This is a genomic window from Pseudoalteromonas sp. ECSMB14103, from assembly GCF_000813065.1.
GTDB lineage: Bacteria > Pseudomonadota > Gammaproteobacteria > Enterobacterales > Alteromonadaceae > Pseudoalteromonas > Pseudoalteromonas marina.
The window spans coordinates 1-18,947 of sequence record NZ_JWGY01000008.1; the positions used below are offsets into that span (position 1 = coordinate 1).

Here is an 18,947-nt window from a genome sequence, read left to right on the forward strand (position 1 = left end):
CAACTATCGTAGAGTAATAATTAACGTTTAAGTTAATTAATACTAAAAAAACCCGAGCTTAGTTTCGGGTTTTTTAATGCCTGCAATTTACGTCACGTGAAGGTGGCGCTCTTACCTTAGGCGTAGGTGCTTTGTAGCAACGCTCAACGAGTAATAGTTAGCGTTTAAGTTAATTAATACTAAAAAAACCCGAGCTTAGTCTCGGGTTTTTTAATGCCTGCAATTTGCCTCACGTGAAGGTGGCGCATTTACCTCAGGCGTAGGTGCTTTGTAGCAACGTTCAATGAGTAATATTTAGCGTTTAAGTTTTTAATACCTGAACAAAAGTGATTAGTTTTCAGTTATCTGACCCGGATAAAAATGTGATCTTTAGTACGTTTGAATAAACGAACTTACCTCGATTAAAAGCTCACAAAACTAGCCGCTCGATATGTGTATTTGATAAGGTAGGGTGTCACTTATTAGAGGGGTCTTCATGCTAAATAAACTAATATTTACTGCAAAAGAAGTTAGGGATAACGAGGCACTAGCTGCTAAAAATAGCCATTGTGAGTTATTTACCCTCATGCAGCGCGCTGGGCACGCTGCATTCAACGCTTGGCAAGACTTTAATGCTGAGCATACGTTAGTTGTTGTAGGACATGGTAATAACGCTGGGGACGCTTATATTACCGCGACCCTAATTAAGCAAGCGGGTAAGCGAGTAACTTTGTGTGCCGTTAATCCTAAAAAAGCATTAACAGGAGATGCTGCAAAAGCGTTTAAGTTATGGCGTGATGAAGGCGGTGAAGTTAATGCTTATACGAGTGAGTTATTAAACCGAAGTGATTTAATTATAGATGCAATGCTAGGTACAGGGATCACAAGCTCGGTTCGCGATAATTTTGCTAAAATTATTAATGAAATTAACGCCAGTAATAAACCTGTATTGAGTATAGATGTACCCTCAGGTATCAGCGCTGATACTGGCCAACCTTTAGGTATTGCTATACAAGCAAGTAAAACAATAACCTTTGTTGGTATTAAGCAGGGGCTAACAACGGCTATAGGTAAACAACATTGCGGGGAGTTAATATTTGACGATCTAAATATTGGACCTGCATTTTTTGAGCTCGCTACTTCAAGCGGCACACTTATAAATATTAAGAGCTTTAAAAAGCTTGGTGCGCGTAACCTAAATAGCCATAAAGGAACTCATGGTAAACTCCTCTGTGTAGGTGGTAATGAGGGGACGGCTGGCGCAATTAGATTATCCAGCGAGGCCGCACTTAGAGCAGGTGCGGGTATGGTAAAAGTGTATACACATTCAAGTTCTGTAGTGCCTGTAAGTATTGGTAGGCCAGAATTAATGGTAACCAGTACTAATCTAAAAGAAGCGCTTGAGTGGGCTAGCTGCGTAGTAATAGGGCCAGGGCTTGGGCAGGACGAATGGGCACAACAAACGTTTGATGAAGTAATGCAATTTTGCCAAAATAATAAAATGCCATTAGTCATAGATGCCGATGCGCTAAATTTATTAGCCAAGCAAGCCTCATCGTACACAGTAAAGCAATGTGTACTTACACCGCACCCAGGAGAAGCATCCAGGCTATTAAGTGTAACGACTCAGGAAATTGAATCTAATAGATTTGAAAATGCCCGACTGTGTGCAAAGCGCTATAATGCGACTTGCGTATTAAAAGGTGCAGGCTCCTTAATTGATAATGCAGAGAACACGTGGGTGTGTGAAGACGGCAATCCGGCACTGGCCGTGGGTGGTAGTGGCGATGTACTCACTGGTATTATTGGTGCCTTACTGGCTCAAGGTTTAAATATTGATGAAGCAGCGCGATATGGCGTAACACTGCACGCTAAAGCCGGTGATATCGCCAGTGAGGGAGAGGGGCAGCGAGGTATGCTACCCTCCGATTTATTTAGCATAGTGAGACAGCTGTTAAACTGACTTTTATTAGATTAGTGTTTAGTCACTTTGCTTAAAAGCTTGGTCAGAATGAGCTCTTTTTCCGCCTGAAGGAGTTTATCTTCAGTCGCTGCTTTTTCAATATTGGCAATCATTTCCAAGCGTGTAATTTTTTCATAGGCGAGCTCATTTTCATTCAGCTCACTAACCAATACAGGTTTTACTACCCCAAAGTTAGGGTCATCAACTTTGTTAAAATCAAACTCTGCATCTAAATACTCACCGTAAGGTACGTTGTAAATAACAGCAATCCAGAGTTTTTTTTGATTTACATCGTGAGAGCCTAACCAGTGTGTTTTCGGAACTAATATATCAGCCGAATAGTAAATATCATCATAGAAAAAATCGCCATCGATTCTAAAGTAAGCGAGTGACTCACCTTTACTGTCGGCCAGTTCAATTTCGGCCGTAAGTAATTCTTTTTCACTACCAACTAACTCAACAAAATCCTCTTTTCTTAGCCCTATGTAAGGGTTCTTAAATTTTTTACGTTGCTGCATTTAGTAATTAACTTCATAAATTATTTAATAATAAATGTACAGCGTTTCGCAAGCACTTGTCTATTGTTAGCTAATAAACGTAATCATTTATTCCATTTCTTCATCCGGCGGGTCGCCTGAGTCTTCCTTAAGTTTACGCTGCTCTTGCTTCGCCTTTTGAACATTTTCGTAGGTAGGTGGCGGAATAGGCATCAGGGAAATAAGCGGAAAAAAAGCTAAAAATAAATATGCCCCTGTCGACATACTTTTACCCCAAGTAATCATTTTTAACAAAAGGCAAACTATTAAAAGCAGCAATGCAGATATTAGGGTTACAAGCACTGCGATGAAAGTAATTCCATTACTGTTAAGTATGTCCATGGTGTGGTTTTTTAATTTATACGTTATTACTATTTGAGGGTAAATTGAACAATAACAATAAAAAAAGTACTAAAAAGTAAAAACCCAGCTGAGGCTGGGTTTTATATAAGCGAGGTGCTTAAACGGTGATGATTACATCATGCCGCCCATATAGAGTTTATCCACATGTTTTTATTAAATTCGTTACATGGGAAAATAAGTGATACCCCACTTTATACCCTACCACCTCGAAACCATGGTTAACCGTCTGAATTGTAGAAATTTTACTAGTTTATTTAGTGTGAATAACGTTTTATTCGGTTCCTAAGCAGTTCTAGCTAAGAAGTATATTCTTCTAAATAAATAGTCCGCTAATCTCATATTGCTGCCGGTCAAAAAGTTGTCTTGTGATGACCATTCAGTGCGCTTTAGTTTGTTTCACCGTATTCATTATTCCTAAAAAATGGACATTTAAAACGGCAACAACATGGCTTACTACATCGCCTTTACTCTTTTTCTTAAGATAATCAGTTTGGGCGGTTTAGTTAACTTCGGACTTAATTGATTGCTATGAGAAATGAATTTTATTTTGTTCATAACTTATTCTTATTTCACCAATAGTTAGTTAAATTCACCATTTATTTTTATTACTTAAGTTGTTGAATTTTTAATTCATTGAATTTAAAGGAGTTATTGATGGCGTTATTTTTGCTCAGTAATTGAATCTTGATTTATAAGGGAAGTACAATGTTATTGGATATTCAATCACTTAACCATCAATATCAGAGTGGCAAAAAAACTAAGTTTGCAATCAAATCACTGTCGCTGCAAGTTGAGCCGGGAATTTTGGGCTTGTTAGGTCCAAATGGTGCAGGAAAATCTAGCCTGATGCGAATTCTTGCAACGATTACCAAACCAACCCAAGGAAACATCTTCTGGCAAGGGCAAGACATTATTAAGTCACCTCAAGTATTGAGGAACGAATTGGGCTACTTGCCACAGTATTTTGGCGTCTATGATCAGTTATCTGGTATCGAGTTTTTGCAGTACATTGCTAGCTTAAAAGGATTAGATAAATCAACCGCAGATCACATAATTGAAGATTTACTTCATAAACTCAACCTAACGCATGCTGCGCATATGTCACTAAAGGGATATTCTGGCGGTATGAAACAGCGTATTGGTATTGCGCAGGCTCTACTTAATGATCCCAAGTTACTGATTATTGATGAACCAACCGTTGGCCTAGATCCACACGAACGTGCTAATTTTCGTCAGTTATTAACCGAGTTGGCAGGTGAACGTTGTATTTTATTCTCTACGCATATAGTGGCAGATGTTGAATCAATTGCCGATCGCATTGTGATTATGCACTCAGGCCATTTAATTCAATCAGAATCACCAAGTAAACTTCAAGATAAAGTCGCCAATAAATGCTGGCAACTAACGGTCAATTTCAGTGAACTTAAACATATCCAGCATGAATTCATTGTAAGCCATAGCGTGCGGAAAGAATCTAAGGTTGAACTAAATATTGTTGCTGACTTCTGCCCTGATGCAAGAGCCATTTCAAGACCACCGACTCTAGAAGATGCTTACCTTTATTTTACCAGCAACCGACAAGTTCAAACTGCCTATGCGAGGGCAAGTTAATGACTCAAGTATGGCAATGCATCACTGCTGATTTTAAACAACGAACCCGCCAGCAAAGCTTTGTAGTAACACTGCTGGCGATGTCGGTATTAACATTACTTTTTTTCCCTTCCCCTGATGCCCATTATCAAACGCTAGTGATTAATGGTTATCGTGGCATCTACAATAGCGCTTGGCTTGGTGTATGCCTAGCGATGTTGAACGTTTTATTTTTACCGATTATCTGTTTTTATCTGGTCAAAAATGCGCTTGAATTAGACCGACAATCAATGACGGGAGAGCTCATCGCAGCCACTCCTATTAGTAAACTGACTTTTTTATTAGCCAAATGGTGCGCGAGTGTACTTATTTTGGTTTCTATTGTGCTGGTTATGCTACTGAGTAGTATTTTGATTCAGATTTATTATGGTGAAAGTTATCAAATAAATCTTTGGGCGTTGATATGGCCTCAGGTAGTTTTTGTCTTGCCAATACTATTAACAATTGCCGCTATCGCGATAATGTTTGAGTCAATTGAATGGCTTAAAGGCGGGTTAGGCAACGTCGTTTATTTTTTCTTATGGATTGGCTCCATTGTTCAAACCATTGAAAGCGTGTCTGGGATTGGAGCATTACTCGATCATTTAGATGCAGAAGTTGCCGAACGTTTTCCATTACAGCAAGGTGATACAAATATAGGGGTAAGTATCACTAATGCAGCAGATGAGATAAACACTTTCGTTTGGCAAGGAATAGAGCCGACAATAGCCAGCCTATGGGGTGCCCTGCCTTTACTTTTTATTTGTCTTAGTTGTTTAGCATTAGCGTTTATATTTTTTGACCGTTTTAGCAAAAATTCAACACCTGAAAATAAGCAATCTTCATGGTTGAATTTCACCTTAAAAGCTAGAGTGACTGACCTACTTGATATTTTCTTTGTTGCTTTAACCAAGCATTTTTCTTTTACTCGCTTATTACGATTAGAGTTAAAATTAATACTCAAAGGTCATTCAGTGTATTGGTTTATCGGTTTGCTGGTGTTAAATATTTTTCAATTGTTTATCAGTCAAGATTTGCTTGTTAGCCTTGTTTTACCTATTTCGTGGTTATGGTGTGTTTTGGTGATCTCTCAACTAGGGCAATTAGAAAAACAAGCGAATACTGTAGAGTTAGTTACTTACAGTAAACAATCATCTATTTTACAAAGCTTGGCCTGCTATTGTGCCGCTTCGATATTATTAGTCTTAGCAAGCATGGGCAGCGTTATCCGCTTTACTGGAAGTGCTGAGTGGTTGTTACTCGTCCAATTGATTATCGCCATTTCATTTACCGTATCGCTAGCCTATTTCTGTGGCGCGTTTACTGGAACAAAACGGATGTTTGAAGTGCTTTATCCTGCACTTTGGTACATAGGACCAATTCAAACAGCATTATATGTCGATTTTTTTGGTGTTAATAGCCAAGCAAGTTGGCAGGCCGGAGTTCCTTATTATTTTGTAGCTATTTCAATAAGCTTACTCATGTTAACGGTTAGTGCCAAAAGCACACGTTAATCTATGTATATAGTAGGGTTCGTTGTAGATCTCTTGCTTGTATTTGATACGTTGAATTGTTTGATAAGCCAATAACAGTCCTTTATAGGAAAGTTGCTAACGGCAGTGATGAGTTGTGAAGCAGGTAATAGGTTTGACTGGAAGATAGCTTTCGCTTTGTTCACTATTAATACATATCAAAACTGTTATTAGATATTCATAAATAGCTAATAAAAAAGCCCAAATATTGCTATTCGGGCTTTCAAAAATTTTAGTAGATTAAGCGGTAATAGAAAAATCTGTTACATCATGCCTTCCAAATCTGCCTTAAGCCTCTGTATGTACTGTAAATAAAGGGCTGTGGTATTATTTGTCTCTACATTGGTCTCCACTATTGGGTATATTCAACAATGGCAGAAGCTAGTAATAACACATACCTTAAAAAACGTAAGAATCGTGATGTCTGGATGTTTCAAATAAGAATACCTAAGGAAGTTAGGCACTTATATGACGGTAAAGAGATTTACGTAAAGTCACTTCAAACGAGCTGTATTAAGACTGCTAGGTTACGTAGAGACAGTTTGTTAGGGCAGTTAGCTGTTCAAAAGGAACAAGCTATTGATGGTGGGCGTAGTACCTTTATGAGCTTCTATAATAACTTGGAGCAAGCAAAGCGCGATGCTAGGGGTGATAGGTATGAACCATATTATCAGCTTGAAGACTCTATTTTGGTTGGAACAGAAGAACACCCAGAGATACGACAAGAAGCAGCTAAAGCAGTTAAGACTGGGACAATACCTGTAAAGTATACCTATTCCATGAGAGAAGCTCTTAATGATTGGTTGCGTAAAAACAAACATAGAAACCAAGATACTATAGTCAAAATGAAGTCTACCGCTAGTCGTTTCTTGAGGCACCTAAACGTACACGATATGCCGCTAATGGGTATTGAAAGAAAGCAGGTGATTAGTTTTATAGACGAACTCATTCAGGAGGTAGCAGTAAGTACAGTTAAGGGTCATTTGAGTAGATTGAAAAGTATCTACGAGCATGCGTGGAGAATTGCAGAAATTGATAAACGCGAGAACCCTTTCGACTCTCACATACTTACTCATTATGAAGCAGACAAGACTATTGAAAAGAAGCAGCTATTCAGTCGTGAGGAAATTTGCGAAATAATTAGCTGGGCTGACTCTGAAAATGAAGGTATCAAAGCTCTCGTTTATTTAGGTTTATTCACTGGGTGTCGTATATCTGAAATTTGTGCTGTAACTAAAGATGATGTGTATATCGAGGGTGAGCTAATGGCGTTATATATAAGAAAGGGTAAGACAGCATCAGCGACTAGAACTGTTCCACTTCCTAAGAGGGTTCATGGCATCGTAAAGAGGCGTTTGGAGGCTTCTGAAGTAGGTCAAAGCATCATTGGAATGGATGGTAAACAAGCCTCAAGAGTCTTTAGTAACTATAAATCAGCTAATGTGACGAAGGATAAAAGTCGAACATTTCATTCATTTAGGGTGCACATGAGTACGGCTTATCAAAGAGCTGGTATAGACGAAAGTAGTGCGGCTTTTGCTGTAGGTCATAAAGGTGGTAAGACAATGACTTATGGCTATTACTCTAAAGGTGAAGAATTGAGAAAGCTTTGTGAAAACGCTGAAAGAGCGGCTGTAGTTATAGAAAGGGACTGGCTGTATTAATGCTCACATACAAGTAAATAATGAAATGTTTTGTTTGTGCATGAGTTAAGTTTAACAAAGTAGTGAACAATAGCTGAACAATTTATTAATTTTCTTTAATATAAGATAAAACAGCAAATTATATGGGACTAATAGAAGATTATGAATACTGTTTATCTAACAGGGAACGGTTTTGACATTAATTTAGGGTTGCATACGCGGTACTCAGATTTTTACGACTATTACCTAACAAAGCCCACAGAAAATAAAGTACTGGTAAAATTTAAAAACCATTTAACAGATGAGATGAATAGCACTGACAAGTGGTCGGACTTAGAACTCTCGCTGGGAGAATACTTACAGCAAGTATCTTCCGTTGATGAGTTTGACGTACTTATAGATAATATCTTAGATGACCTTGCTGAGTATTTGAAAAGCGTACAACAAAATTTTAAAAGTACCCAAGAGAAAAACTTAAACAACCTTAGAGGCAACCTCCTCAAACATTTGTTTATGCCAGAGAGATTTATGGGCTCTAGAGATAGAGCTAAACTCCAGAATTTTTATGAAACCCTCTCATCAAGTACTAATGCTTTTAATCTAATTAACTTTAATTATACAAATAGTTTTGAAACGATTCTAGGGTTGGAAGATGAATCAAACGAGCACTGGAACATACAGCAAAAGATGATCATTAGAAATAAAGATTACGTGTTAAATTCTATGTTCCATGTCCACGGGTCAGTAAACACTGATATGGTATTGGGAGTTAATGACAGCTCTCAGATCCATAATGAAATCTTCCAAGATGATGCAGATATTACAAACCAATTTATAAAACCTGATTGCAACCTAGTTTTAAGGCATGGGGTCGAGCTAGCTTGCGAAAAATTAATAGAAGAAGCTGACGTGATTTGTATATTTGGATCATCTCTAGGTGTAACAGATGAAGTTTGGTGGGAACTTATTGCGAATCAGGTACGAGAAAAAGATATTAGGCTAGTAATATTTGAGTATAACCCAGCTATTAGAAAGCTTAATGCGGCTCGCGGAGAAAGAAGAAGAAACGAACTCATTGAGAGGATATTTGGTCGCAACGCCCCTGAGAGCATCAAAGATAAAGTCTATGTGACGTTCAATTCAAATATATTTAGCTTTTAAGACTTTGTACTCTTTTAAGTATACCTAAACAGGTATGGTCATAACGTGATCAAACAGTACCTGTTAGGGTTTACTTTAAATTAAGACCACATTATTATTTTCTGCCTCTTAGAATTAAACGAGTACAGGATTTGGCACACATAGCTTATATGAGAGTCTCTTCTACAGACCAAAACACGGAACGACAACTTGCTGACGTAGAGATCAGTTTTACAAAAAAGTTTGTTGATAAATGTAGTGGCGGCTCTGCTCAACGACCAGCCTTAAATGAGCTAAAGGAATATATCAGGGAAGGTGACACTGTACATATCCATAGCATTGATAGACTTGCACGTAACCTCTTAGACTTGAAGCAAATTGTTACTGATTGGAATGGTAGAGGGGTCAAAGTGAAGTTTCATAAGGAAGGCCTCTGCTTTAAAGCTGGTGGCTCTGACCCAATGTCTGAGTTAATGCTGAGTATGTTGGGGGCAGTTGCTCAATTCGAGTTATCTATGATTCAAGAGAGAAGGCAGGAAGGCATCGAAAAAGCCAAGGCTGCTGGAAAATACCGTGGCCGTCCTACCAATAAGACTAACCACCAGCAAATCAGGCTATTACGCTCTCAGGGTATATCTTTGCGTAAAATAGCTAAAGAGGTTGGTGTTTCCCTTTCCACAGTGCAAAGAGCTCTAGAAGCGATAGAGAAGCCTTAATGAACCAATACATGTCTGATAGTAGTTTTATAGACATTAACCCAAGAGAAGTGATTTTAGACCCTGCAATGCAAGGGCGAGACACTAATTTAATTAGAGATAAGAATACAAGACGCGCTCAAGAGCTTAAGCAAGAGAGCCAATCAAAAGAAATCTTAGACGACCTTCACAATGGAGTAGGAATAAAGCAAGCAATAACTGTGTTTGAGGTTTCTGGAAAGAAGCTTGTTATAGATGGTTTTCATCGTATTAGTGCACCCTTAGAGTACATGGACAAAGCTAAATGTGATGATTTTAGGGTAAAAGCTAGGCTAGTTAGAAACAGAACATACACAGATGCTTTCCTTGCGGCTCAAGAAGTTAACCAAGGGCATGGTGTAGGGGTTACTAAGGACGAAGTCAATCAGTCTAAGTTTAGATCATTAGTAATAGCTGGAAAATATGATTACAGTGTTAGTGAGCTTACAAAGCTTATTGGCTGCAGTCGAGGACAAGCAAACCATGTAATGAGAGCCCTTAGAGCTTGTGCAGAAACTATTCAAGGTAAGCTGGAAGATTATAGCTCTCTTGATAGTTTTACCCGCCAGCTACAAAAAAACCTCGAGAATAGATATACAGAGGCAGCTAAAAGCTCCACTTGGGATGCAAGAGGGTTTCCAAAGATTAGAAGGCTCTCTGATATTGTCTCAGGAAAAAGCTACACCCCTAAGGATATGGATAATGAAGAATACAGACATTATCTAATAGAAGAGGCATATACCAAGATAGATAGCCTAATAGAATCTGTAGGTGAAGATAACTTTAGGGAAGCCCTACGTAAAACTGCTAGAGGCTCTACCCTTGGAATTTCCATTACCAGAAGGGATAAATGGCTTGAGCAAGCAGGAACGTTAGAGAGTGAAGAAGCGCCAGATAATTGGGATGGCGTATCAATACCTGAAAGCTCATATGACGCCTTTTAGATGTCGTTGAATAGCCATCAAAGGAAGACCGCACATAGTCTTTATAAGGAAATAGAGCCTAGTGTACACATGTGTACAGTGTGGTTTCCTTGGTGTACACAACAGGTTTAAAGAATATTTGAAGAGGTGACCATTATCCTATTTCTAGAGTATTAAAAAGCCAAAAAATAGATAAGCATCAACACGCTTTTTTTTAGCGTAGTGAGTCGATGCAATCGCAAAGGTGCTTTAGCATCCCCAGCACTCCCCCCTATGGCTTAATATATGTAGTGAGCTAACCTAAATAATTTAAAAGAGGGTCTGAAGAAGTAGTTTTATTTGCTAATTAGAAAAGGAAAGCAGGGCAAGTGTATACCTTAATATACAAAAGGGTTTATCCATGTCTCTACATATGTCTCTACGTAGAGTGGATAAACCCTTATAAATCAATGGTTAATATGGGTTGTGATGATTACATCATGCCGCCCATGCCACCCATTCCGCCCATGCCACCCATATCAGGGGCACCAGCAGCTTCTTCTTTAGGGATTTCAGCAACCATTGCTTCAGTTGTGATCATTAGACCCGCAATCGAACCTGCAAATTGTAGTGCAGAGCGCGTTACCTTAGTTGGATCTAGGATACCCATTTCAATCATGTCATTGTATTCGCCAGTTGCTGCGTTGTAACCGTAGTTACCTTCGCCGCCTTTAACTGCGTTAATAACAACAGATGCTTCGTCACCCGCGTTAGTTACGATTTGACGAAGAGGTGCTTCCATCGCACGAAGGGCAACTTTAACACCGTGGTTTTGATCTTCGTTATCGCCAAGTAGTTCAACTAGCTTGCTAGCTGCACGTACTAGAGCAACACCGCCACCCGGTACTACGCCTTCTTCAACCGCTGCACGAGTTGCATGTAATGCATCTTCAACACGGTCTTTTTTCTCTTTCATTTCAATTTCAGTTGCTGCGCCTACTTTAATTACTGCAACACCGCCGGCAAGTTTAGCCATACGCTCTTGTAGTTTTTCTTTATCGTAGTCTGATGTTGCTTCTTCAATTTGTGCTTTAATTTGAGAAACACGACCGGTAATGCCTTCTTCTTCGCCAGCACCATCGATGATAGTTGTATCGTCTTTAGTGATAACAACGCGCTTAGCTGTACCTAGGTCTTCAACTGTTGCTTTTTCAAGCTCAAGGCCAATTTCTTCAGAAATAACAGTACCGCCAGTTAATACGGCGATATCTTGTAACATCGCTTTACGACGGTCGCCAAAACCAGGAGCTTTAACCGCTGATACCTTAACAATGCCGCGCATGTTGTTAACTACAAGCGTTGCAAGTGCTTCGCCTTCAAGATCTTCAGCAATGATTAATAGTGGCTTGCTTGCTTTAGCAACGGCTTCTAATGTAGGTAGTAGCTCACGAATGTTAGATACTTTTTTATCTACAAGTAGAATAAATGGGTTATCTAATTCAACTGCGCCTTTTTCAGCGTTGTTAATGAAGTAAGGAGATAGGTAACCACGGTCAAACTGCATGCCTTCTACAACATCTAGTTCGTTCTCTAGTGATTGACCTTCTTCAACAGTAATAACACCTGTATTACGGCCTACTTTTTCCATTGCTTCTGCAATGATGTCGCCAATTTCTTTATCAGAGTTAGCTGAAATAGTACCTACTTGAGCAATAGCTTTAGTATCAGCACAAGGAACAGAAAGCGCCTTAAGCTCTGCAACAGCAGCAATGATTGCTTTGTCAATACCGCGCTTAAGGTCCATTGGGTTCATGCCTGCAGCAACTGCTTTAAGGCCTTCATTAACAATAGATTGTGCAAGTACTGTAGCGGTAGTTGTACCATCGCCTGCTGCATCATTTGCTTTAGATGCAACTTCTTTAACCATTTGCGCGCCCATATTTTCAAACTTGTCTTCAAGTTCGATTTCTTTTGCTACAGATACACCATCTTTAGTGATCACTGGAGAGCCAAACGATTTGTCTAGTACAACGTTACGGCCTTTAGGGCCTAATGTAACTTTAACTGCGTTTGCTAGGATGTTTACGCCAGTTAGCATTTTAGCGCGTGCGTCACCTGCAAAAAGTACTTCTTTAGCTGCCATGTTTTAAATTCCTCTAAATTCTTAAATGTTTGTTAAACGAAAAGTAGGCTTAGCCTACAATGCCTAAAATGTTGTCTTCACGCATGATCAGGTACTCTTGACCTTCGATCTTTTCAGTTTTCTCAACATATGAGCCAAATAACACAGTGTCACCGGCTTTTACTTCTAAAGCTCTAACGTCACCGTTATCTAAAATACGACCATTACCTACGGCTACTACTTCTCCGCGAGTTGATTTTTCAGCTGCAGAGCCAGTTAATACAATACCGCCAGCAGATTTTGTTTCTTCTTCTAGACGTTTAACGATTACGCGATCTTGTAAAGGACGAATGTTCATGTTTTTTAGTTCTCCTAACAGTTTCTGAACAGTACAGAAAAAAGCTTTTCTAATTAGCATTTATTAATGGGGGTAGAGTAAAAAATTCCAAGAGAAAAAATGATAAATTTTTAATCTTTTCGTTCAAACTCACCATCAATGGTTGTTGGTTGTTCGGTTTGTTGCTGGTCACGCATTGAGTGCGGTTGTTGCGCGCATGGGGAAGGACCTTGTTGCATGCCCGCACTCATTCTCACGGTTGCCTGACTTGCAAGGCCTGCAGCTAATTTATTACGAATTGCAGGGGTTAATAAAAGTAAACCAAAAACGTCAGTCATGATGCCTGGCGTTAACAATAGTACACCGGCAATAATTACGCATATTCCCGTGAATAATTCTTTAGCAGGCATCTGGCCTTGCGCCATTTGCGTTTGCGCATTTTGAAGTGCGCCCATACCTTGTTGTTTCACCATCTTAGCGCCTAAAATTGCGGTAATAACCACTAGTGCAATAGTCGCTACACCCCCTATTACATCGCTTACTTGAATTAACAAGGCGATTTCGATAATAGGAATGATAATAAACAACACAAATAAAAATCTAAACATAATGCTCTCTAAATAAGGTACTCGTAAGAGTTGATGAAATATAAGTGAGGGTTAATAGGTCTCTTTTCAAGGTTAATGCGTAGGTGGTGTCATTTAACTGGATTTCTACACATTGGCTTACCTATCAGATACTATGAAGCTAGACATCGTTCAACAAGTAAAGGTTCATAATGAATACACAATTTAAATTAATTTTTACTACCTGTAAAAACGAGGCTGAAGCACGCATGCTTGGTAAAGCTTTGGTAGAAAAAAAGCTGGCCGCGTGTGTCAATATTTTACCAGCAATGTCTTCTATTTATATGTGGGAGGGTGAGGTAAAAGAAATGACAGAAGTTAAAATGCTAGTTAAAACCAAAACAGAGAAAATGAACGATGTGTTTTTAACGATAAAAGCGATGCATAGCTACGAAGTACCTGAGATACAAGTTATTGACATAACAACCGGGAACTTGGCTTATTTTAACTGGATGGATGAGGTATTACATTAATGCGCTTTTTGTTTTTGCTATTAGTGACATTATTAATAGCCCCTGCAAAGGCTACATCAAATAATGTGCTTAATGATTTATTAGCGCCCACGCAGCAAACCTTTTTACCCGTAACACAAGCGTTTGAGTTTGACTTTGATCAGCAAGGTCGCACCTTGTTTATAGGGTGGGATATTGCGCCAGGTTACTATTTGTATAAGCAAAAAATAGAGATACTCGCTAAAGATGCCAGCATTGATGTAGGAAGCTTAGGTGATGGCGAGATTATCGAAGATGAATTTTTTGGTAAAACAGAGGTGTTTTTTCAAAACGTTAGTATCATCAGTAAGCTGAGTGACGTAAATGAAGGCGCCGTAGTCAAAGTGCGTTATCAAGGCTGTGCAGAGGCTGGGCTCTGTTACCCGCCTGAAGTTATCACAATTCCATTGAGTGTGATTGCAGGCGAGCAATCGCAAAATGCAACACCGTCTAATGCTGCAAGCGCATTAACCGAATCAACATCGCAATCGGATGCTGCTATCACTAAAAAAGATCTTTCTTTTACTGAGCAACTGGCAAGTCAAAGTTTAGCTATTAACTTATTAGTATTTTTTGCAGTGGGTGTGGGGCTTGCTTTTACACCATGTGTGTTCCCGATGTTTCCTATTTTGTCGAGCTTAATTGCTGGGCAACAAAATTTATCAACTAAAAAAGCCTTTGCACTTTCGTTCGTATACATACAAGGCATGGCGATAACTTATGCGGCATTAGGGCTAGTTGTTGCAGCATTAGGTGGACAAGTACAAGGGTATTTACAGCACCCCTATGTACTTATTAGCTTTAGCTTATTATTTGTATTACTGGCTATGTCGATGTTTGGTTGGTACGAAATAAAACTCCCTAGCAGTGTGATGAATAAACTCACGCAGGTAAGTAATAATCAAAAAGGTGGCAACTATGTTGGTGTATTTTTGATGGGGGTATTATCCGGTTTAATTGCATCACCTTGTACTACGGCGCCGCTATCAGCCGCTTTATTATACGTTGCGCAAAGTGGTGATTACTTAGTGGGCGGGCTAACGTTGTATGTATTAAGTTTAGGCATGGGGTTGCCTTTATTATTGCTTGGTACATCGGGTGGTAAATTGCTACCTAAAGCAGGCGGTTGGATGGAGCAAGTTAAAACCTTATTTGGCTTTGTAATGTTGGTCGTTCCACTAATATTGTTAGAACGTTTGATCAGCGCCAACATTATATTACTTATGGCAGGTATATTGGCGTTAGCTGCTGCTTTGTACTTACACCATTGGCAAAGTAATCAGCAGCAAAGTAAATTAAAAACAGCTTTATGGTTTGCAGCCATGTTATTGGTATTTACTGGATTTAGTTTAGCTAAAGACTATTTTTGGCCTGTACAAGTCCAAGTAAATGCACAAAAAAACGAGTTTAAACACGTTGCCAATTTAGCCGAACTAAAAGTCGCGGTCGATGATGCCAATAAACAAGGTCGACTCGTTATGGTCGATTTATACGCCGATTGGTGTGTTGCGTGTAAAGAGTTTGAACATTACACCTTTCCTGATGAAAATGTGCAAAAGGAGTTTAGCCATTATCAGTTAATTCAAATCGATTTAACTGAAAGTGATAGTAAAACTATTGAGCTAATGGAAGAGTATGACGTGTTCGGGTTACCGAGTATTTTGTTTTTTAATACTCAAGGGCAAGAGCTAAGCACGTTGCGAGTGACAGGCTTTTTAAATGCTGAGGATTTTGCTAAACACCTTGCTACAGTGCGTGCCAGCGCACAATAATAGTGCAATAAAGCCACTTAAGTTTACTAAGTGGCTTTGTTATTTATACCTTTCAAAATGTACCTTAAATAGTGATTGGACCAGTATTTTGCTGTTATTTACGTCGAAATCACTATAATACCCAGCTAACGTGAGAAAATGTTGCAATTTAGCTTTTTTATGCTTAGTTTAAAGTTAAAAAATAGCTAGCAATGGCTTAACTCATTACTTAGAGGGTATATCGCGTATTATGGCTGCAAAATTAAAGATTTTAGTTGTTAATGGTCCAAATTTAAACATGCTAGGAAAGCGCGAGCCAGAAAAATACGGTACGCAAACACTTAGCGAGATTATGAGCGAACTAACAAATACCGCTAATAGTCTGAATGTTGAACTTACGCACTTTCAAAGTAATGGTGAGCAAGCGCTCATAGAACGAATTCATAATGCTTGGCAAGCGGTTGATTGTATCATTATTAACCCCGCAGCATTTACGCATACAAGCGTTGCATTACGTGATGCATTGTTAAGTGTTGATATTCCGTTTTATGAGGTGCACTTGAGCAATGTGCACGCACGTGAAGCTTTTCGCCATCATTCTTATTTTTCAGATGTGGCACAAGGCGTTATATGTGGATTAGGTGCAATGGGTTACCACGCAGCATTAAATGCAGCGGTTAACCGGTCGCAAAACGCAATTTAATTTAAAAATTAACACACTAACAAACTAACAGGCGGGTCGTGTAATGGATATTCGCAAGATAAAAAAACTTATCGAATTAGTAGAAGAATCGGGCATTGCGGAACTAGAAATCACTGAAGGTGAAGAGTCGGTACGCATAAACCGTAACAACATGAGTGCGGGTCCAGCTTACCCACAATTTGCACCACAACAATATGCACCAGCTCCTGCACAGCAAGCGTCAGCCCCTGCTGCCCCTGTAGCAGTTGAAGCAGAAGCTGCGCCTGCTGCACCAACGGGTCATCAAGTTAAATCACCTATGGTTGGTTCATTTTACTCAGCATCTTCTCCAGAGGCACCTGCTTACGTAGAAGTAGGCTCTAAAGTTAATGTAGGCGATACACTGTGTATCATTGAAGCCATGAAAATGATGAACCAAATTGAAGCTGATAAAGCGGGTACTGTACGCGCAATTTTAGCTGAAAATGGCGAGCCAATTGAATTTGACCAACCTCTATTCATCATTGACTAATAGCATAACGTAAAAGGCCAACTCTAATGTTAGATAAAGTAGTCATAGCAAACCGAGGTGAAATAGCACTTCGTATATTGCGCGCCTGCAAAGAGCTTGGGATCAAAACGGTTGCTGTTCATTCAACGGCGGATCGCGATCTTAAGCATGTATTGCTTGCAGATGAAACCATCTGTATTGGTAAGCCATCAGCAACAGATAGTTATTTAGATATACCGCGCATTATTGCTGCGGCTGAAATAACTGATGCGGTAGCGATTCACCCAGGTTATGGTTTTCTTGCAGAAAACGCAGATTTTGCAGACCAAGTTGAGCAAAGTGGTTTTGTATTTATTGGACCAAAAGGCGACACAATTCGTCTAATGGGCGATAAAGTTTCTGCTATTGCCGCAATGCGTAAAGCTGGCGTTCCATGTGTACCGGGTTCTGATGGTCCTGTAACAGACGATAACGAACGCAACATGCAAATTGCTAAGCGCATTGGTTATCCGGTTATTATTAAAGCCGCTGGCGGCGGCGGTGGTCGTGGTATGCGTGTAGTACGCAATGAATCTGAATTAGTAAATTCAATTTCACTAACGCAGCAAGAAGCTAAACAGTTTTTTGGTAATGGTATGGTTTACATGGAGAAATACCTTGAAAACCCACGTCATATCGAAGTACAAGTATTAGCCGACGGACAAGGTAATGCAGTTCACTTAGGTGAACGCGATTGTTCAATGCAGCGCCGTCATCAAAAGGTAGTTGAAGAGGCTCCTGCTCCAGGCATAACAGCTGAAACACGTAAGTTTATTGGTGAGCGTTGTACACGTGCGTGTATTGAAATTGGTTACCGTGGCGCGGGTACGTTTGAGTTTTTATACGAAAACGGCGAGTTTTACTTCATTGAAATGAATACCCGTATTCAGGTTGAGCATCCAGTAACAGAAATGGTTACGGGTATTGACTTAATCAAAGAACAGCTAAAAATAGCAGCGGGTCAGCCATTATCGTTCACGCAAGACGACGTCGTTATTCGTGGCCATGCGATTGAGTGTAGAATTAATGCTGAAGACCCTGAAACGTTTATCCCGTCACCGGGTAAAATTACACGTTTTCACCCCGCTGGTGGGTTAGGTATTCGTTGGGACAGCCATATTTATGCTGACTACACTGTACCACCTCACTACGATTCAATGGTTGGCAAGCTAATTACTTACGGTGAAAACCGTGATGTGGCTATTGCCCGTGCACGTAATGCACTAAACGAATTAGTAATTGATGGAATTAAAACTAATACTCCTTTGCATAAGCGTATTCTTGCAGATGAGAATTTCCAAAATGGTGGAACTAATATCCACTACCTTGAGAAAAAGTTAGGGTTGTAATCTTCCTAAATTAAAAAACCGGCTTAGGCCGGTTTTTTTATGCCTGAAACTTCAATTTATCGCCATAAATAAATAATCTGGTATGATTAGCTAATATGCGCTTTTAAGTTAATTTTGAGGTAATAATGACCCGTAGTTTTGAATCTCACTTAAATGATGAACTTGCAACTGTTGCAATGGGTAAGCAAGTAGCAGCAGTTATTGAGCAAGGTGCTGTGATTTATTTACATGGTGATTTAGGCGCTGGTAAAACAACGTTTACACGTGGTGTAGTGCAAGGCTTTGGTCATACAGGTAAAGTTAAGAGTCCAACGTATACGCTGGTCGAACCCTATGAGCTTGACCGTGCAAACGTGTATCACTTTGACTTGTATCGCTTAGGTGATCCAGAAGAACTTGAATTTATGGGTATACGCGATTATTTTTCACCGCAGGCTATTTGTGTTGTTGAGTGGCCAGAAAAGGGCGGAGAGTTTATCCCTGTACCCGATTTAGATATAACGCTAAGCTATGTAGGTGACGAGCGTAAAATTGTGTTCAAAAGTACCAGTGAACGTGGTGCAGCAATTGTCGATAAACTAAAAAACAAATAATAAAATAGTGAAGGCAGTAATTATC

The 18,947-nt window shown here is 39.5% G+C and carries 18 protein-coding genes; 13 read left to right on the forward strand and 5 right to left on the reverse strand.

The features are described 5' to 3' along the window. The first annotated feature begins 475 nt into the window (after nucleotides 1-475). Nucleotides 476-1,942 (forward strand): bifunctional ADP-dependent NAD(P)H-hydrate dehydratase/NAD(P)H-hydrate epimerase, encoded by a 1,467-nt coding sequence (locus RF53_RS13080; RefSeq protein WP_039037942.1) that lies wholly within the window; start codon nucleotides 476-478, stop codon nucleotides 1,940-1,942. An 11-nt stretch (nucleotides 1,943-1,953) separates the two neighbouring features. Here RF53_RS13080 and RF53_RS13085 read toward each other — a convergent pair whose 3' ends face one another. Both RF53_RS13085 and RF53_RS19530 read right to left on the reverse strand, forming a co-directional pair. Then, the gene (locus RF53_RS13085) at nucleotides 1,954-2,460 is read right to left on the reverse strand and encodes a hypothetical protein (protein WP_039037943.1); all 507 of its coding nucleotides are present in this window, start codon (nucleotides 2,458-2,460) and stop codon (nucleotides 1,954-1,956) included. A gap of 87 nt (nucleotides 2,461-2,547) precedes the next feature. Next, nucleotides 2,548-2,703 carry a hypothetical protein gene (locus RF53_RS19530; RefSeq protein WP_200888053.1) on the reverse strand — a complete coding sequence of 52 codons (156 nt, stop codon included), beginning with the start codon at nucleotides 2,701-2,703 and terminating at the stop codon, nucleotides 2,548-2,550. Between the two features lie 843 nt (nucleotides 2,704-3,546). On the opposite strand from RF53_RS19530, the gene RF53_RS13095 reads away from it, so the two are divergent. From RF53_RS13095 to RF53_RS13120, 6 genes are all read left to right on the forward strand, one after another. After that, nucleotides 3,547-4,452, forward strand: coding sequence for an ABC transporter ATP-binding protein (locus tag RF53_RS13095; protein ID WP_039037945.1), 906 nt, complete (start codon nucleotides 3,547-3,549; stop codon nucleotides 4,450-4,452). Then, nucleotides 4,452-5,984: an ABC-2 transporter permease gene (locus tag RF53_RS13100; protein ID WP_039037946.1), complete on the forward strand. Its 1,533-nt coding sequence runs from the start codon at nucleotides 4,452-4,454 to the stop codon at nucleotides 5,982-5,984. Before RF53_RS13095 ends, RF53_RS13100 begins: the two co-directional genes overlap by 1 nt. A 389-nt stretch (nucleotides 5,985-6,373) precedes the next feature. Then, the gene (locus tag RF53_RS13105; RefSeq protein ID WP_039037947.1) at nucleotides 6,374-7,666 is read left to right on the forward strand and encodes a site-specific integrase; all 1,293 of its coding nucleotides are present in this window, start codon (nucleotides 6,374-6,376) and stop codon (nucleotides 7,664-7,666) included. Between the two features lie 141 nt (nucleotides 7,667-7,807). Continuing rightward, nucleotides 7,808-8,806, forward strand: coding sequence for a bacteriophage abortive infection AbiH family protein (locus RF53_RS13110; protein WP_039037948.1), 999 nt, complete (start codon nucleotides 7,808-7,810; stop codon nucleotides 8,804-8,806). 131 nt (nucleotides 8,807-8,937) lie between these two features. Beyond that, nucleotides 8,938-9,501: a recombinase family protein gene (locus RF53_RS13115; protein ID WP_039037949.1), complete on the forward strand. Its 564-nt coding sequence runs from the start codon at nucleotides 8,938-8,940 to the stop codon at nucleotides 9,499-9,501. 11 nt (nucleotides 9,502-9,512) lie between these two features. Further along, nucleotides 9,513-10,463 (forward strand): hypothetical protein, encoded by a 951-nt coding sequence (locus RF53_RS13120; RefSeq protein ID WP_235420630.1) that lies wholly within the window; start codon nucleotides 9,513-9,515, stop codon nucleotides 10,461-10,463. Nucleotides 10,464-10,914: 451 nt separating this feature from the next. On the opposite strand, the gene groL is transcribed toward RF53_RS13120, so the two are convergent. The 3 genes from groL to RF53_RS13135 form a co-directional block, all read right to left on the reverse strand. Next, entirely contained in the window at nucleotides 10,915-12,564 is a 1,650-nt protein-coding gene (gene groL, locus RF53_RS13125) for a chaperonin GroEL (protein ID WP_006791253.1), read from the reverse strand. Nucleotides 12,565-12,613: 49 nt separating this feature from the next. After that, nucleotides 12,614-12,901, reverse strand: a complete 288-nt coding sequence (locus tag RF53_RS13130; protein WP_006791252.1) for a co-chaperone GroES — start codon at nucleotides 12,899-12,901, stop codon at nucleotides 12,614-12,616. A gap of 110 nt (nucleotides 12,902-13,011) precedes the next feature. After that, complete coding sequence (locus tag RF53_RS13135) at nucleotides 13,012-13,488, reverse strand: FxsA family protein (protein ID WP_039037951.1); 477 nt, start codon at nucleotides 13,486-13,488, stop codon at nucleotides 13,012-13,014. A 170-nt stretch (nucleotides 13,489-13,658) separates the two neighbouring features. On the opposite strand from RF53_RS13135, the gene cutA reads away from it, so the two are divergent. From cutA to tsaE, 6 genes are all read left to right on the forward strand, one after another. Next, nucleotides 13,659-13,979 carry a divalent-cation tolerance protein CutA gene (cutA, locus tag RF53_RS13140; RefSeq protein WP_006791250.1) on the forward strand — a complete coding sequence of 107 codons (321 nt, stop codon included), beginning with the start codon at nucleotides 13,659-13,661 and terminating at the stop codon, nucleotides 13,977-13,979. After that, nucleotides 13,979-15,769, forward strand: coding sequence for a protein-disulfide reductase DsbD (locus tag RF53_RS13145; RefSeq protein WP_039037952.1), 1,791 nt, complete (start codon nucleotides 13,979-13,981; stop codon nucleotides 15,767-15,769). Before cutA ends, RF53_RS13145 begins: the two co-directional genes overlap by 1 nt. Before the next feature lie 229 nt (nucleotides 15,770-15,998). Further along, the gene (gene aroQ / locus RF53_RS13150) at nucleotides 15,999-16,451 is read left to right on the forward strand and encodes a type II 3-dehydroquinate dehydratase (protein WP_006791248.1); all 453 of its coding nucleotides are present in this window, start codon (nucleotides 15,999-16,001) and stop codon (nucleotides 16,449-16,451) included. Between the two features lie 43 nt (nucleotides 16,452-16,494). Then, complete coding sequence (gene accB / locus RF53_RS13155) at nucleotides 16,495-16,962, forward strand: acetyl-CoA carboxylase biotin carboxyl carrier protein (protein WP_006791247.1); 468 nt, start codon at nucleotides 16,495-16,497, stop codon at nucleotides 16,960-16,962. A gap of 26 nt (nucleotides 16,963-16,988) precedes the next feature. Further along, nucleotides 16,989-18,329 carry an acetyl-CoA carboxylase biotin carboxylase subunit gene (gene accC / locus RF53_RS13160; RefSeq protein ID WP_006791246.1) on the forward strand — a complete coding sequence of 447 codons (1,341 nt, stop codon included), beginning with the start codon at nucleotides 16,989-16,991 and terminating at the stop codon, nucleotides 18,327-18,329. Between the two features lie 125 nt (nucleotides 18,330-18,454). After that, nucleotides 18,455-18,922 carry a tRNA (adenosine(37)-N6)-threonylcarbamoyltransferase complex ATPase subunit type 1 TsaE gene (gene tsaE / locus RF53_RS13165; RefSeq protein ID WP_006791245.1) on the forward strand — a complete coding sequence of 156 codons (468 nt, stop codon included), beginning with the start codon at nucleotides 18,455-18,457 and terminating at the stop codon, nucleotides 18,920-18,922. Nucleotides 18,923-18,947 lie beyond the last annotated feature (25 nt).